Source organism: Acinetobacter sp. IK31 (assembly GCF_035615195.1).
Classification (GTDB): domain Bacteria; phylum Pseudomonadota; class Gammaproteobacteria; order Pseudomonadales; family Moraxellaceae; genus Acinetobacter; species Acinetobacter calcoaceticus_C.
Window position 1 is genome coordinate 1 of sequence record NZ_JANBOB010000008.1, and the last position, 16,732, is coordinate 16,732.

Here is a 16,732-nt window from a genome sequence, read left to right on the forward strand (position 1 = left end):
CATAGTATAGTGACGGATTACGTCTCAGATTGAGGGCTTTGGCTCTCAATCTGCATTATAGGTCAGTAGTTCAATTGGTAGAGCGTCGGTCTCCAAAACCGAATGTTGGGGGTTCGAGTCCCTCCTGACCTGCCATATTTTGAAATAAAAAGCTTGATGCTGGCTTAGTTGTTCATATAATAAGTCGCGAGTTCTACGACGAGTACAAAAATGTCGAATGATAAATCGCGTGACGCATTGAGCGACGCGCCAATTCCTCAAAGAAATAATTCTGCTGAAGTTGTTCGTTCTGGTTCGCCTCTAGATATTGTTCTATGGGTGATTGCGATTGCATTATTGGTTTTAGCTGTTATGGCGAATCAGTATTTACCAGCGCATTGGGCGCCTGCAAACAATATTTGGGTGCGCGTTGGGGCAATTTTTGCTTGTATCGTTGTGGCTTTGGGTTTATTATACGCCACCCATCAAGGTAAAGGCTTCGTTCGTTTGCTAAAAGATGCACGAGTCGAATTGCGTCGAGTAACTTGGCCAACAAAACAAGAAACAGTCACTACATCGTGGCAGGTTCTATTGGTTGTAGTTGTTGCATCATTAGTTTTATGGTGTTTTGACTATGGTTTGGGTTGGTTAATTAAGTTGATTATCGGGTAAAAGAGCTATGAAACGTTGGTACATTATTCATGCCTACTCTGGCTATGAAAAACAAGTGTTACGTTCACTTACAGAACGAATCCAGCGTAGCGCTGTTGCTGATAGCTTTGGTGATGTCCTTGTTCCTACCGAAGAAGTGGTAGAAATGAAGGATGGTAAGAAACGTAAATCTGAGCGCAAATTCTTTCCTGGCTATGTGTTAGTCGAAATGGAAATGAATGATGATACTTGGCATATCGTTAAAGAGTGTCCAAAGGTTCTAGGTTTTATCGGTGGTACACCTGAAAAGCCAGCACCAATCACTCAGCGTGAAGCAGATGCGATTCTTGCGCGTGTACGTAATACAGGTGAAGCACCACGTCCTAAGACGATGTTTGAGCCAGGCGAAGAATTACTTGTTATTGACGGCCCATTCACAGACTTTAAAGGTGTTGTGGAAGAAGTTCAATACGAGAAGTCACGTTTAACGTTGACGATTAACGTATTTAATCGACCAACTCAGGTTGAACTCGAATTTCGCCAAGTCGAAAAAACGATTTAATCTTAATTGGTTGAAAAACGCCCGATTTTATCGGGCATTGTTGTTGTAATAAAAGTGTAGCGTAAACATTGGGGAGCCTAGCGGCGTTTGTACCCAGAGGTATTTTAAAATGGCTAAGAAGATTGACGGCTATATCAAGCTGCAAGTTCCAGCTGGTAAAGCAAATCCATCTCCACCAATTGGTCCTGCATTAGGTCAACGTGGTGTAAACATCATGGCATTCTGTAAAGAATTCAATGCTGCTACACAAAAAGTTGAACAAGGTCTTCCAATTCCTGTAGTGATTACTGTGTACAACGACAAGTCGTTCACATTCATCATGAAAACTCCTCCAGCTTCTATTCTTCTTAAGAAAGCTGCTGGTATTCAAAAAGGTTCAGCTGTACCAAACAAAACTAAAGTTGGTAAGTTGACTCGTGCTCAGTTAGAAGAAATTGCGACTACTAAAGAACCAGATTTAACTGGTGCTGATTTAGACGCACGTGTACGTACCATCGCTGGTTCTGCACGTTCTATGGGCTTGGAAGTGGAGCTATAAGACATGGCAAAGTTAACTAAACGTCAAAAAGCCATTGCTGCTGCTGTTGAAGCAAACAAAGTTTACACTTTGGAAGAAGCGGTGCAAGTTCTTAACAGCCTACCTGCTGCGAAGTTCAAAGAATCTTTAGATGTAGCTGTAAATCTTGGTGTAGACCCGCGTAAATCTGATCAGGTTGTTCGTGGTGCGACTACATTACCTGCTGGTACTGGTAAAACTGTACGTGTAGCGGTATTTGCTCAAGGTGCGCAAGCAGAAGCTGCTAAAGAAGCTGGTGCAGACATCGTAGGTTTTGAAGACCTTGCTGAAAGCATCCAAGGTGGAAACCTTAACTTTGATGTTGTAATCGCTGCTCCTGACGCTATGCGTGTTGTTGGTAAGCTCGGTACAATTCTTGGTCCACGTGGTTTAATGCCAAACCCTAAAGTTGGTACTGTAACTCCTGATGTAGCGAATGCTGTTAAAAACGCTAAATCTGGTCAGGCTCGTTACCGTGTAGACAAAGCAGGTATTATTCATGCTGCGATCGGTCAGTTAGGCTTTGAAGCTGCTGCTATCCGTCAAAACGTTGAAACCTTAGTTGCTGACTTGAAAAAGTTAAAACCTGCAACTTCTAAAGGTGTATACATCAAAAAGATCACTTTGAGCTCAACTATGGGTCCTGGTCTTACTGTTGATGTAAGCAACGTTTCTAACTAAGTTTAAAACTTGGTCAAGAATTTTAAAGTCCTGATTGAGGGCAGGGTGTAAAGAATCATAGATTTTTTACACTCATTCAAAGTAATGCTTTGTTTCCTCACTCATCAGGCGGACTTTGAATTGATAAATGTAAATTTATCAGCGTCAAAGACCACAGGCGAAGAGACTTCTTTTGAATATCTTCTTAATAACCCAGCCTGCGTAGACGCGGTGGTGTGATTTATTCCTCCTCCGCGTGTAAGTCAAATCCTTGTTGACTTGCGAATTGGGAGTGTACTTTTTTGAGTACATAAATCACCGTTAGGAGGTTTTACAATGGCTCTTCTTATTGAAAGCAAAAAACAGATCGTTGCTGAAGTGGCTCAAACTGCTTCTACAGCGTTCGCTGCCGTTGTTGCTGACTATCAAGGTTTAACTGTTGAGCAATTAACTGCTCTTCGTGTTGAAGCTCGTAAACTAGGTGTTGCTACACGCGTTGTGCGTAACACTTTGGCTAAACGTGCTCTTCAAGATACGCAATTTGCAATCTTGAATGACAACCTTGTTGGCCCAACAATCTTAGCATTCTCAACTTCTGAAGACGATATGGGTGCAGCTGCACGCTTGTTTGAAGAATTTGCTAAAACTAACAAAGCATTTGAATTAAAAGCTGCTGCATTTGACGGCAAACTTTATCAAGGTGCTGAAGTTAGCGTTATCGCAAACCTTCCAAACCAAGAAAAAGCGCTTACTATGCTCGCATCTGTTCTTCAAGCTCCTATTTCGAAATTGGGTCGCTTACTTACAGCGCTTCAAGAGAAAAACGAGTCAGAAGCTGCTTAAGCTTAAATCTACTTCCACACCATTCAATACCCATTTGGAGTTAATCTCATGGCTTTAACAAACGAAGAAATCCTAAACGCAGTTGCTGAAAAAACTGTTCTTGAACTTGTTGAACTTATTTCTGCTTTTGAAGAAAAATTCAACGTATCTGCTGCTGCTGTAGCTGTAGCTGCTGCTCCTGCTGCTGCTGCTGCTGAAGAACAAACTGAATTCAACGTTGAGTTGACTTCTTTTGGTGCTAACAAAGTAGCGGTAATTAAAGCAGTTCGTGAAGCAACTGGCCTTGGTCTTAAAGAAGCTAAAGACCTAGTTGAAGGTGCTCCACAAGTTCTTAAAGAAGGCATTTCTAAAGAAGAAGGCGAAGAACTTAAGAAGAAACTTGAAGAAGCTGGTGCTACAGTTACACTTAAGTAATTGTAAAAGGAGTCGGTTTTTAAATCGGCTCCATAAAATGGCTGATGGCTCTTGGGTCATCAGCCTTTTTGCGTTACAATAATCGGCTCGATTTTTGTTTGTTCTGTACAATAATTGTCGCATTTTAGAATAATCAGAGTAATTTCAAATGTTTACCAATATTTTTCTTTTTAAAAAATATTGTTAAGCGTTTTAATACCACTAAAAATTGCAGCATTTGTAAACAGTGGTGGCCATATCGGCCTGTGTAATTCCTTCTGAGCCCGTTCTGCAGGCGGGCTTGGTTTACTTTCCGAGGACTCCAGATGGCATACTCATATACCGAAAAGAAACGGATCCGTAAGAATTTTGGTAAATTGCCCCAAGTAATGGAAGCACCGTACTTACTTTCGATCCAGGTCGATTCGTATAGAACGTTCTTGCAAGGTGGCAAAACTCCAAAAAACCGCGAAGATATCGGTCTCCAAGCCGCATTTCGTTCAGTTTTCCCTATAGAAAGTTATTCTGGCAATGCTGCTTTAGAATTTGTTGAGTATAGCCTTGGTAAGCCTGAGTTTGATGTGCGTGAATGTATTTTACGTGGTTCGACTTATGCGGCACCAATGCGCGTAAAAATTCGTTTGATCATTAAAGATCGCGAAACTAAATCTATTAAAGACGTACGTGAACAAGAAGTCTACATGGGTGAAATGCCACTCATGACAGACAATGGTACCTTTGTGATCAATGGTACTGAGCGTGTAATCGTATCTCAATTACACCGTTCACCTGGTGTGTTCTTTGATCACGATAAAGGCAAAACACATTCAAGTGGTAAAGTACTTTATTCTGCACGTATTATTCCTTACCGTGGTTCATGGTTAGATTTCGAATTTGATGCAAAAGATTTAGTTTATGTACGTATTGACCGTCGTCGTAAATTATTAGCAACTGTTGTGTTGCGTGCATTGGGTTATAACAATGAACAAATCTTGAATTTGTTCTATGAAAAAGTACCTGTATATCTTGATATGGGTAGCTATCAAATTGACCTCGTTCCAGATCGTCTGCGTGGCGAAATGGCGCAATTTGATATTGCAGACAATGATGGCAAAATCATTGTTGAGCAAGGTAAACGTATTAATGCACGTCACGTACGTCAAATGGAAGCTTCTGGTTTAGCTAAGCTATCAGTTCCTGATGAGTACCTGTATGAACGTATCACTGCCGAAGATATTACTTTACGTAATGGTGATGTGATTGCTGCAAATACATTGTTAAGCCATGAAGTTATGGTGAAACTTGCAGAAGGCGGTGTTAAACAATTCAATATCTTGTTTACGAACGATATTGACCGTGGTTCATTTGTTGCTGACTCATTACGTGCTGACACAACATCTGGTCGTGAAGAAGCATTAGTTGAAATCTATAAAGTAATGCGTCCAGGCGAGCCACCAACAAAAGAAGCTGCTGAAAACTTATTTAATAACTTATTCTTCTCTTCTGAACGTTATGACTTATCTCCAGTAGGTCGTATGAAATTCAACCGTCGTTTGGGCCGCCCATACGAAGTTGGTACTGACCAGAAGTCACGTGAAGTAGAAGGTATTTTATCGCACGAAGATATCATCGATGTATTACGTACATTAGTTGAAATCCGTAACGGTAAAGGTGAAGTCGATGATATCGATCACTTGGGTAACCGTCGTGTACGTTCTGTTGGTGAAATGACTGAAAACCAATTCCGTGTTGGTTTAGTTCGTGTTGAACGTGCTGTTAAAGAACGTTTAAGCCAAGCAGAAACAGATAATTTATCTCCGCAAGATCTCATTAACGCAAAACCAGTTGCAGCTGCAATCAAAGAATTCTTTGGTTCAAGCCAATTGTCTCAGTTTATGGATCAAAACAACCCATTATCTGAGATTACACATAAACGTCGTGTTTCAGCGCTTGGGCCTGGTGGTTTAACGCGTGAACGTGCGGGCTTTGAAGTACGTGACGTACATCAAACTCACTATGGTCGTGTATGTCCAATTGAAACGCCGGAAGGTCCAAACATTGGTTTGATCAACTCGCTTTCTGTATATGCAAAAGCAAATGACTTTGGTTTCTTGGAAACACCTTACCGTAAAGTGATAGATGGGCGAGTAACTGATGCTGTTGAATACCTTTCTGCTATTGAAGAAGTAGGTACTGTTATTGCACAGGCCGATTCTGCGATAGATAAAGATGGTAACTTAACAGAAGATTTTGTTTCTGTTCGTCACCAAGGCGACTTTGTACGTATGCCACCTGAAAAAGTGACGCATATGGATGTATCTGCACAGCAGGTTGTATCTGTAGCTGCATCGCTTATTCCATTCCTTGAACACGATGATGCGAACCGTGCATTGATGGGTTCAAACATGCAACGTCAGGCGGTTCCTACTCTACGTGCGGATAAACCGCTTGTAGGTACAGGTATGGAAGCGAACGTTGCACGTGACTCGGGTGTATGTGTGATCGCTAACCGTGGTGGTGCGATTGAATATGTAGATGCTTCTCGTATCGTTATTCGTGTAAACGAAGATGAAATGATTGCAGGTGAGGCTGGTGTAGATATTTACAACCTCATTAAATATACACGTTCTAACCAAAACACTTGTATCAACCAAAATATTATCGTGAATCTGGGCGACAAAGTTGCTCGCGGTGACATCTTGGCAGATGGTCCGTCAACGGATATGGGTGAGCTTGCGCTTGGTCAAAACATGCGTGTAGCGTTCATGACGTGGAATGGTTACAACTATGAAGACTCGATCTTGTTATCTGAACGCGTACTTCAAGAAGACCGTTTAACTTCTATTCATATTCAAGAATTATCATGTGTAGCGCGTGATACTAAGTTAGGTGCGGAAGAAATTACTGCCGATATTCCTAACGTAGGTGAAGCTGCACTTTCTAAACTTGATGAATCGGGTATCGTTTATATCGGTGCGGAAGTTACTGCTGGTGACATCCTTGTTGGTAAAGTAACGCCTAAAGGTGAAACTCAGTTAACCCCAGAAGAAAAATTGCTTCGTGCAATCTTTGGTGAGAAAGCAGCTGACGTTAAAGACTCATCTTTACGTGTTCCATCTGGTACTAAAGGTACAGTTATCGATGTTCAAGTCTTCACTCGTGATGGCTTAGAGAAAGATGACCGTGCGATGGCAATTGAAAAAGCACAGCTTGATGCTTACCGTAAAGACTTGAAAGAAGAATACAAGATCTTTGAAGAAGCAGCTCGTGAGCGTGTAATTCGTTTGCTTAATGGCCAAGAGTCTAACGGCGGTGGTTCGACTAAACGTGGCGATAAGCTCGTTGAAAGTATGCTATCTGGTTTAGAACTTGTTGACTTACTTGAAATTCAACCTACAGACGAAGCAATTGCTGAACGTTTATCTCAAATTCAAGTGTTCTTGAAAGAGAAGAGCGCAGAAATTGATGAGAAGTTTGCAGAGAAGAAACGTAAGCTTTCGACTGGTGATGAGTTAACAACAGGTGTTCTAAAAGTTGTTAAAGTTTACCTAGCAGTTAAACGTCGCATTCAGCCTGGTGATAAAATGGCTGGTCGTCACGGTAACAAAGGTGTTGTATCTAACATTTTACCTGTTGAAGACATGCCACACGATGCTAACGGTGTACCGGTAGATATCGTATTGAACCCATTGGGTGTACCATCTCGTATGAACGTGGGTCAGATTCTTGAGACTCACTTGGGTATGGCGGCTAAAGGGCTTGGTGATAAAATCGAAAAAATGTTGAAAGAACAGCGCACAGTTTTAGAACTTCGCGAATTCTTAGACAAGATTTATAACAAAGTCGGCGGCGAGCAAGAAGATCTTGACAGCTTAACTGATGCTGAAGTCTTAGCTCTTTCTGGCAACTTACGTGCTGGTGTGCCTTTAGCTACTCCTGTATTTGATGGTGCTGAAGAAAGCCAAATTAAAGACTTACTTGAATTAGCTGACATTTCACGTACTGGTCAAACAGTATTGTTTGATGGTCGTACGGGTGAACAGTTTGATCGTCCTGTAACTGTAGGTTACATGTACATGCTCAAATTAAACCACTTGGTTGATGACAAAATGCATGCGCGTTCAACTGGTTCTTACTCACTTGTTACACAGCAACCGCTTGGTGGTAAAGCACAGTTCGGTGGTCAGCGTTTCGGTGAGATGGAGGTCTGGGCACTCGAAGCTTACGGCGCAGCATATACACTTCAAGAGATGTTAACTGTTAAGTCGGATGACGTTGAAGGTCGTACACGCATCTATAAGAATATTGTAGATGGTAACCATTATATGGATCCGGGTATGCCTGAATCGTTCAACGTATTGACCAAAGAGATCCGTTCTTTAGGTATCAACATTGAACTGAAAAATGGTGACTAAGTCGTAAGACTCACGATTTTTTAGGAAAAAACAATATTTGTGACCCAGTCGGGTAAGCGTTGCTTCCCGACACACGGAGAAAAAAATTGAAAGACTTGCTCGATATCATGCGTAAGAAAACGGACTCAGATGGTCATGCACCAATTGAGTTTGACCGTATCCGTATTGGTCTTGCGTCACCAGAAATGATTAAGTCATGGTCTCATGGTGAAGTTAAAAAACCTGAGACAATTAACTACCGTACTTTTAAACCAGAACGTGACGGTTTGTTCTGTGCCAAAATTTTTGGTCCAGTAAAAGATTACGAATGCTTGTGTGGTAAATACAAGCGTATGAAATACAAAGGCGTCATTTGTGAAAAATGTGGCGTTGAAGTAACTACAGCGAAAGTTCGTCGTGAACGTATGGGTCACATTGAACTTGCTTCTCCAGTTGCACATATCTGGTTCTTAAAATCGTTACCATCTCGTATCGGTTTATTACTTGATATGACGCTTCGTGATATCGAACGTGTATTGTATTTCGAATCATACGTTGTAACTGACCCAGGTATGACTCCGTTTGAAAAGTATCAACTTTTAACAGACGAAGAATACTTTAATGCACTTGAAGAGCACGGTGATGAATTCACTGCGAAAATGGGTGCAGAAGCGATTCAGGATTTATTAAAAGATATCGATCTTGAAGCTGAAATCGCACGTTTACGTGAAGAAATTCCTCAAACAACTTCTGAAACGAAGTTGAAAAAAGCGTCTAAACGCTTGAAATTGATGGAAGCATTCAACGATTCAAACAACAAGCCAGAATGGATGGTGATGAATGTACTTCCTGTACTTCCACCAGATTTACGTCCATTAGTTCCACTGGAAGGTGGTCGTTTCGCGACTTCTGACTTGAACGATTTATATCGTCGTGTCATTAACCGTAACAACCGTTTGAAGCGTCTTCTTGATCTTGCTGCACCAGACATCATCGTACGTAACGAAAAACGTATGTTACAAGAGTCTGTAGATGCATTGCTTGATAACGGTCGTCGTGGTCGTGCAATTACTGGTTCTAACAAACGCCCATTAAAATCTTTGGCAGATATGATCAAAGGTAAACAAGGTCGTTTCCGTCAGAACTTACTTGGTAAGCGTGTTGACTATTCTGGTCGTTCGGTAATTACTGTAGGTCCTACTTTACGCCTTCACCAATGTGGTCTTCCGAAGAAAATGGCACTTGAATTATTCAAGCCATTCATTTTCGCTAAACTACAAGCTTCAGGTCAGGCAACAACCATTAAAGCTGCGAAGAAAATGGTTGAGCGTGAGACTCCAGAGGTTTGGGACGTTCTTGCTTCTGTAATTCGTCAACATCCAGTAATGTTGAACCGTGCGCCAACACTTCACCGTTTAGGTCTTCAAGCATTTGAACCTATTCTTATTGAAGGTAAGGCAATCCGTCTTCACCCACTCGTTTGTGCTGCGTTTAACGCCGACTTCGACGGTGACCAAATGGCGGTACACGTTCCATTGACACTTGAAGCACAGTTAGAAGCTCGTGCATTGATGATGTCAACAAACAACATCTTGTCACCTGCAAATGGTGAGCCGATTATCGTTCCTTCTCAGGACGTTGTCTTGGGTCTTTACTACATCACACGTGATGCAGTAAATGCTAAAGGCGAAGGCATGGTGTTTGCTGATACTCACGAAGTAAACCGTGCACTTGCAACTGGTCAAGTTGCGATTCATGCTCGTGTTAAAGTACGTGTACATCAAACTGTTATCAATGAAGATGGTGAACGTGAACACGGAACTATTATTGTTGAAACAACACCAGGTCGCTGTCTGCTTTGGGAAGTTGTTCCACAAGGCTTAAGCTTTGACATGATCAACCTTGAGATGACTAAAAAGAATATCTCGAAGTTAATCAACTCTTGCTACCGTAAACTTGGTTTGAAAGATACAGTTATCTTTGCTGACCAGTTAATGTACTTGGGCTTCCGTCAAGCGACTCGCTCAGGTGTATCTGTAGGTATGGAAGATATGTTAATTCCACCTACTAAATACTCAATTATTGACAAAGCAGAAACAGAAGTTCGTGAAATCGAACAACAGTTCGAACAAGGTTTCGTAACTGCTGGTGAGCGTTATAATAAAGTTGTCGATATCTGGGCGCGTACAAACGACCAAGTTGCTAAAGCAATGATGGATAACTTGTCTTATACCGTTGTGAAAAACAAACAAGGTGAAGACGAGAAGCAAAAATCATTCAACAGCATCTATATGATGTCTGACTCTGGTGCCCGTGGTAGTGCGGCACAGATTCGTCAGCTTGCTGGTATGCGTGGCTTGATGGCAAAACCAGACGGTTCGATTATCGAAACGCCAATTAAAGCGAACTTCCGTGAAGGTTTGACAGTACTTCAGTACTTCATTTCAACACACGGTGCGCGTAAAGGTTTGGCCGATACAGCATTAAAAACTGCGAACTCTGGTTACTTGACACGTCGTCTTGTAGACGTAGCGCAAGATTTGGTAATTACCGAACCTGACTGTGGTACAGCGGGTGGTTTGGTAATGACTCCATTCATTCAAGGTGGCGATGTAATCGAACCATTACGTGACCGTGTATTAGGTCGTGTAACGGCTGAAGATGTTCGTCGTGCGTCTGATGATGAAGTTGTATTACCTCGTGGTACTTTAATTGACGAAAAAATCGCAGCTCATCTTGAAGAAGCTGGTGTGGATGAAGTCAAAGTACGTTCAGTAATTGCTTGTGAATCTGCTTTTGGTGTATGTGCTAGATGTTATGGCCGTGACCTTGCACGTGGTCACTTGGTTAACCCAGGTGAATCAGTAGGTGTAATGGCAGCACAGTCTATTGGTGAACCAGGTACACAGTTAACGATGCGTACGTTCCACGTTGGTGGTGCTGCGAGCCGAACTTCTGCTGCAAACAGTGTTCAAGTACGTAACAAAGGTACTGTACGTTTCCATAACGTGAAAACTGTACAACATGCAAAAGGTCACTTGGTTTCAGTTTCTCGTTCAGGTGAAATTGGTATTGCCGATGATTTAGGTCGTGAACGCGAACGCTATAAACTTCCTTACGGTGCAAGCATCTTGTTGAAAGATGGTGAATCTGTAGAAGCTGGCGGTATTGTGGCGACTTGGGATCCGCATACACATCCACTCGTTACAGAAGTTGCTGGTAAAGCACGTTTCAGTCAAATCGCTGATGGTGTAACTGCAACATCAAAAACTGATGATGCAACTGGTATGACTACCGTTGAAATCTTACCTGTAACGGCTCGTCCTGCTTCTGGTAAAGATTTACGTCCTGCAATCGTGTTGGATACAACAGATGGCGGCGAACAGTTCTACTTCTTGCCACAAAACACAATCGTAACTGTTCGCGATGGCGAAACGATTGGTGTGGGTGACGTTATTGGTCGTGTACCACAAGAAACATCACGTACTCGTGATATTACCGGTGGTCTTCCGCGTGTAGCTGACTTATTCGAAGCACGTAAACCGAAAGAACATGCAATTCTTGCTGAAGTTTCAGGTGTTGTAAGCTTCGGTAAAGAGACTAAGGGTAAAAACCGTCTGGTAATTAGCCCTGATGATGGTTCTGAGATCTACGAAGAATTGATTCCAAAATGGCGTCAAATCAACGTGTTCGAAGGCGAGCATGTGAACCGTGGTGAAACTGTTTCTGATGGTCCACAAAACCCGCATGACATCTTACGTTTGAAAGGTGAAGTTGCATTAACGAACTACATCGTGAACGAAGTTCAAGACGTATACCGTCTCCAAGGCGTAAAAATCAACGACAAACACATTGAAGTTATCGTACGTCAAATGTTGCGTAAAGTTGATATCACCGATGGCGGCGATACAAGCTTCATCAAAGGCGAGCAAGTGGATTACATCCGCGTTGTTCAAGAGAACCAAGCTGTCTTGGCTCAGAACAAGTTCCCTGCGAAGTTCGAACGTCTATTGATGGGTATTACTAAAGCATCGCTTTCTACTGACTCGTTCATCTCTGCTGCATCGTTCCAGGAAACAACTCGTGTGTTAACTGAAGCGGCTGTAACAGGTAAAGAAGATGATTTACGTGGCTTGAAAGAAAACGTTGTAGTGGGTCGCTTGATTCCAGCTGGTACTGGTCTTGCATACCACCTAGAACGTCGTCGTCAAGAAGCAGAAGCTGCTGAACATGAGCTTCACAATGACTTCAGCGAAGTAGACCAAGCATTCAGCCAAGCATTAAACTCAGAACAGTTCTAAGTTTAGATTGGCACTAAAAAAGGCACCTCAGGGTGCCTTTTTTATTTATAACAATTAAAAGTGGTAATTACATAAATATATTAAAGAGCCATTATTTCATTACTTAAGCGGGATAAACCCTTCACAAAAACATATTAGGCTACATGTTTATGAAGACTGGAGTAAATCTAATGAAAAAAATGATGATGATTGTTAGTGTTGGCCTCATGTCAACAACTTTGTTTGTTGGTTGCCAGAATGCAAGCCCAGAAAGTAAACGTATTGGTTCAGCTGCGATCGGTGGCGGTGCAGGTGGTGCAGTAGGGAAACATGTAGGCGGTAATATTGGTGCAGGTTTAGGAGCGGCACTTGGTGCAGGTGTTGCGGCTAATGCAAAAGGATCTAGTAGTAAAACCGTCCGTAATAGTGCAATTGGCGCTGGTGTCGGTGCGGTATTAGGTGGAGCAATCATTGGTGGCGACACTGGTGCTGCTACAGGTGGAGCACTTGGTGGTAGTGCAGGCGCAGCTTATGAAGAGAAGAAAGGGAAGTACTAAAAGTACCCTTAATAATGTTTAAAACTTAGAAGTCTTTATCTTATTAGAGGCTTCTTTTTTTATTTTTTATAATTAAAAATTTTCTTGATCATCATAAATAGAAGAGCTTTACAAAATATCAATCGATTAGGACAGATGAATAACACAATCTGACCAAATTCCTCATAAAAGAGGATTATTCTTTTTATTAGAACAGATAATAGTGAGTATGGTCATGAAAAAAACAATTGGATTAGTTTCTGCTTTAATGTTGTCTACACTTATGTTTACGGGTTGTCAAAATATGAGTCCATCTGACCAGCGTATTGGTGCAGCAGCAGCGGGTGGGGCATTAGGTGGCGGCTTGGGTAACCATGTAGGTGGTGGTGTTGGAGCAGGCTTAGGTGCAGCAGTAGGTGCTGGTGTTGGTTCAAATACCCAAGGCGGTAGTAAGCAAACCACGACTAAGAGCGCGATTGGAGCTGGGATCGGCTCTGTGGTAGGTAAAGCAATATTGGGTGGTGACTCTGGTGCTGCAATTGGCGGTGCGATTGGCGGTGGTGCTGGTGCAGCAATTGAAGAAAAAAGATAACACCGTATCGATTGAATAAAAATAAGCGCTTTTTAGCGCTTATTTTTATTGGGGGAAAGGTTTTGCTTTTTTACGTCTGATATAAAGCGTTTTTTTAACTTCAGCAATTCTTACCCCAGATTCATCAAAAATGTTTAAATGATAAGTTCTTAAAACAGGTTCGTAGTTGTCGGCAAGTTCACGAATTTGCTCAATTTCAGCCAAGTCGACTCGAATATCTGCATGCACAGTGCTTCGACCAGGGGAAAGAAAATTAATTTCAGCAGCTTTATCCCAAACAATATATTTTGATCCGAGATGATGCAGCAGAATCATCATATAAAATGGATCAACCATTGAATAAATACTGCCCCCGAAATGCGTTCCAACCAAATTTTGGTTTTTCCAAGTCAGAGGCATTTTTACTCGTACATGACAAAGTTCTAAATTCATGATTTCAATATAAATCCCTGCTCCTCGATAAGGAGGGTAGTGATTAAATAGAAATTTTGAAATCGTAGGATTGTTCTGAAGTCTTCTTAAAATAGCCATAATAGTCAATTTTTTTTATTGAAACAGTATTCATACTAGATAAGTATCATCTTTTTTATATTGATGGCAATGCTCTATCCGACTAACGACATGATCGATTGAAAAACAAGATAGGAAATGATTATGCAGCCAAAAGTTCATACAGTAACAACAAGTGACCAACAAACGCTTTGTGCCAAAACATGGGGCGACGAAAAAAATACACCGTTGGTTTTAGTACATGGTTATCCTGACAATCAAGAAGTATGGGAATCAATCATTGAGCATTTAATCAATGACTTTTACCTTGTCACCTATGATGTACGTGGGGCGGGCTTGTCATCTATACCAAAACGTATACGTGATTACCGTTTAGAGCGCTTATCTTTAGATTTACAAGAAATCGTTGATGAGTTATTGCCAAATCGTCAATTTCATATGGCTGCGCACGATTGGGGTTCTATCCAGTCTTGGGAGTCGGCAACAGAGCCTAAATTTAAAGGGCGTTTATTGTCATATACAACAATTTCTGGACCATGTCTTGATCATGCAGCCTTGTTCTTGCGTGATAAATTTAAATCTTCACCAGGTCAAATCTTAAAAATATTAACCAAATCTTGGTATATCGGTGCATTCCATCTTCCATTACTAGCACCAACAGTGTGGTCTCTTTTTAGTCCTGAAAAATGGGGGAAAGTTCTGACTAAGCTGGAGAGAAAAAGTAATTTACCTTTAAATAATAATATTAATGCAGATGGTAAATATGGCATTAATTTATATCGTGCCAATTTTATTCCTCGTTTAACTGGCCCACGTCAACGTTATGCGCAGTGTCCAGTTAAAGCGGTTATTTTAAAATATGATACTTTTGTGAGCCCTGAATATATCACTGAGGCTATGCCAAAGTGGGTAGAAAAATTTGAATATGTAGAGCTTGAAGCAAATCACTGGGCAATTCTGAGTGAGCCTGCGAAAATTGCAGATCATATTCGTCAGTTTATTAAGGCTCAAGCTTAATGATTGAGTGACTGCATAAAACAGTTAATTCGGCGATATTTTCGGCTTCATAGTTCTGAATCTGATAGAATGTCGCCTTTTGTTTTGCTCTGAATTTATTCATGAATGCTGTCGTTATTGCGATTGCAGTGATGTTTCTATTATCACTGGCACGCGTTTCTGTCGTACTGACTTTAGTGGTTTCTGCCATGGTAGGCGGCCTCGTGGCAGGTTTAAGCCTTTCTCAAACCGTTGATGCCTTTAACGCTGGTCTTGGTGATGGTGCTGAAGTCGCACTTGCCTATGCAGTGCTTGGGGCATTCGCTCTAGCACTTTCAAAATCTGGTTTACCTGATTTACTTGCCCATAAGCTTATTGGTTTGTTGGGAATGGAAGCGGGGAAAAGCCGTCAAACTAAAGTGAAATATTTACTATTAGGTATTTTACTTATTTCAGCTATTTTCTCTCAGAACCTTATTCCGGTTCATATTGCCTTTATTCCTGTACTCGTTCCGCCATTATTACGCGTAATGAACCATTTAAAGTTAGACCGTCGTGCAGCAGCCTGTGTACTTACTTTAGGTTTAGTCGGAACTTATATTTTTCTTCCGGTTGGTTTTGGTGCAATTTTCCTTGAACAAATTTTGATGGGGAATATCAATAAGGTTGGTGCTGCGTACGGCTTGCATGTAGAGCGGGGGATGATGTCAATTGGCATGGCTATTCCGGTTTTGGGGATGGTTTTAGGTACTTTGGTTGCTGTATTTATTAGCTACCGTAAGCCAAGAATTTATGCCGATCGTGCTATTACGCCAACTACAACAATTGATTTAGATAAACCTCTTCGTGCAACTACTCAAGTTGAAACAGCTGACTTAAAAGCTGATGCTGAAGAGCTAAAACATGAAGCAGAACAAGCACCGGTTATTGCAAAGAAAACGATCTTTATGGCATTGCTTGCAATCGGTCTGACACTCGCTGCACAGCTCTATTCCGGTTCAATGATTTTGGGTGGTTTAGTTGGTTTTGCTGTTCTATCTACCGCCGGAATTTTTAAGTGGCAAGATGCCGATGATGTCTTCGTGCAAGGTATGCGGATGATGGCCTTGGTGGGTTTTATCATGATTTCTGCTGCGGGCTTTGCATCGGTGATGACCCATACGGGAGATATTAATCAGCTAGTGAACGGTGTAGTCGATATTATCGGAGATAACCGTGCACTCGCAGCTTTCTTAATGCTTTGTATTGGTTTATTTGTCACGATTGGTATTGGTTCATCCTTCTCTAGTGTTCCTGTATTAGCCGTTATTTATGTACCTTTATGCGTACAGTTTGGATTCTCACCTCTAGCGACCATTGCGCTCATTGGGACAGCAGCAGCATTAGGTGATGCTGGTTCGCCAGCTTCTGATTCAACCTTAGGGCCAACAGCTGGTTTAGGTGTAGATGGGCAACATGATCATATTTGGGATACGGTTGTACCTACATTTATTCATTTTAATATTCCGCTATTAATTTTTGGCTGGATTGCTGCAATGGTTTTATAAATTTCTTATAAAATATTGAATGATTAACCTTCTTAATCATAATCTTTAGATTTAAATTAAGAAGGTTTTTTATCGACTAAATTAAAGATGTATTTTAAATAAATTATATTAAAATACTCAGAATTAAAAGTATATTAAAACGGTTGGTAATATAAAATAATCTTGATTAATAAGGTTGGAATAAAAAACCAATTAAAATGGTTGGTTAATATATAATTTTATTTAAAACAGTT

Annotated in this window: 13 protein-coding genes and 1 tRNA gene; 13 read left to right on the top strand and 1 reads right to left on the bottom strand. The window is 41.2% G+C overall.

What is annotated here, in order from left to right:
• The first annotated feature begins 59 nt into the window (after positions 1–59).
• From MSG66_RS04770 to MSG66_RS04820, 11 genes are all read left to right on the top strand, one after another.
• Positions 60–135 (top strand) — tRNA-Trp (locus tag MSG66_RS04770).
• A 75-nt stretch (positions 136–210) separates the two neighbouring features.
• The gene (gene secE, locus MSG66_RS04775; protein ID WP_004640737.1) at positions 211–651 is read left to right on the top strand and encodes a preprotein translocase subunit SecE; all 441 of its coding nucleotides are present in this window, start codon (positions 211–213) and stop codon (positions 649–651) included.
• A gap of 7 nt (positions 652–658) precedes the next feature.
• On the top strand, positions 659–1,192 hold the full coding sequence (gene nusG / locus MSG66_RS04780) for a transcription termination/antitermination protein NusG (protein ID WP_003654499.1): 534 nt from the start codon (positions 659–661) through the stop codon (positions 1,190–1,192).
• 109 nt (positions 1,193–1,301) lie between these two features.
• On the top strand, positions 1,302–1,730 hold the full coding sequence (gene rplK / locus MSG66_RS04785) for a 50S ribosomal protein L11 (protein ID WP_016139481.1): 429 nt from the start codon (positions 1,302–1,304) through the stop codon (positions 1,728–1,730).
• A 3-nt stretch (positions 1,731–1,733) separates the two neighbouring features.
• Positions 1,734–2,429: a 50S ribosomal protein L1 gene (gene rplA / locus MSG66_RS04790; RefSeq protein ID WP_042894413.1), complete on the top strand. Its 696-nt coding sequence runs from the start codon at positions 1,734–1,736 to the stop codon at positions 2,427–2,429.
• Positions 2,430–2,744: 315 nt separating this feature from the next.
• Positions 2,745–3,251, top strand: a complete 507-nt coding sequence (gene rplJ / locus MSG66_RS04795) for a 50S ribosomal protein L10 (protein ID WP_005037259.1) — start codon at positions 2,745–2,747, stop codon at positions 3,249–3,251.
• Positions 3,252–3,299: 48 nt separating this feature from the next.
• Positions 3,300–3,665: a 50S ribosomal protein L7/L12 gene (gene rplL, locus MSG66_RS04800; RefSeq protein ID WP_003654503.1), complete on the top strand. Its 366-nt coding sequence runs from the start codon at positions 3,300–3,302 to the stop codon at positions 3,663–3,665.
• A 305-nt stretch (positions 3,666–3,970) separates the two neighbouring features.
• Positions 3,971–8,059 (top strand): DNA-directed RNA polymerase subunit beta, encoded by a 4,089-nt coding sequence (rpoB, locus tag MSG66_RS04805; RefSeq protein ID WP_324652666.1) that lies wholly within the window; start codon positions 3,971–3,973, stop codon positions 8,057–8,059.
• Between the two features lie 86 nt (positions 8,060–8,145).
• On the top strand, positions 8,146–12,339 hold the full coding sequence (gene rpoC, locus MSG66_RS04810) for a DNA-directed RNA polymerase subunit beta' (protein WP_042894425.1): 4,194 nt from the start codon (positions 8,146–8,148) through the stop codon (positions 12,337–12,339).
• Between the two features lie 170 nt (positions 12,340–12,509).
• On the top strand, positions 12,510–12,875 hold the full coding sequence (locus tag MSG66_RS04815; RefSeq protein WP_042894427.1) for a hypothetical protein: 366 nt from the start codon (positions 12,510–12,512) through the stop codon (positions 12,873–12,875).
• Between the two features lie 214 nt (positions 12,876–13,089).
• Positions 13,090–13,446, top strand: a complete 357-nt coding sequence (locus MSG66_RS04820) for a hypothetical protein (RefSeq protein WP_016139475.1) — start codon at positions 13,090–13,092, stop codon at positions 13,444–13,446.
• 45 nt (positions 13,447–13,491) lie between these two features.
• On the opposite strand, the gene MSG66_RS04825 is transcribed toward MSG66_RS04820, so the two are convergent.
• Positions 13,492–13,977: a DUF4442 domain-containing protein gene (locus MSG66_RS04825; protein ID WP_133975721.1), complete on the bottom strand. Its 486-nt coding sequence runs from the start codon at positions 13,975–13,977 to the stop codon at positions 13,492–13,494.
• A 117-nt stretch (positions 13,978–14,094) separates the two neighbouring features.
• Between MSG66_RS04825 and MSG66_RS04830 the strand changes: the two genes are divergently transcribed.
• Both MSG66_RS04830 and MSG66_RS04835 read left to right on the top strand, forming a co-directional pair.
• A complete protein-coding gene (locus MSG66_RS04830) occupies positions 14,095–14,973 on the top strand; it encodes an alpha/beta fold hydrolase (protein ID WP_133975719.1) in 879 nt (292 codons plus the stop codon).
• A gap of 101 nt (positions 14,974–15,074) precedes the next feature.
• The gene (locus tag MSG66_RS04835; RefSeq protein WP_324652670.1) at positions 15,075–16,499 is read left to right on the top strand and encodes a Na+/H+ antiporter family protein; all 1,425 of its coding nucleotides are present in this window, start codon (positions 15,075–15,077) and stop codon (positions 16,497–16,499) included.
• Positions 16,500–16,732: the final 233 nt, after the last annotated feature.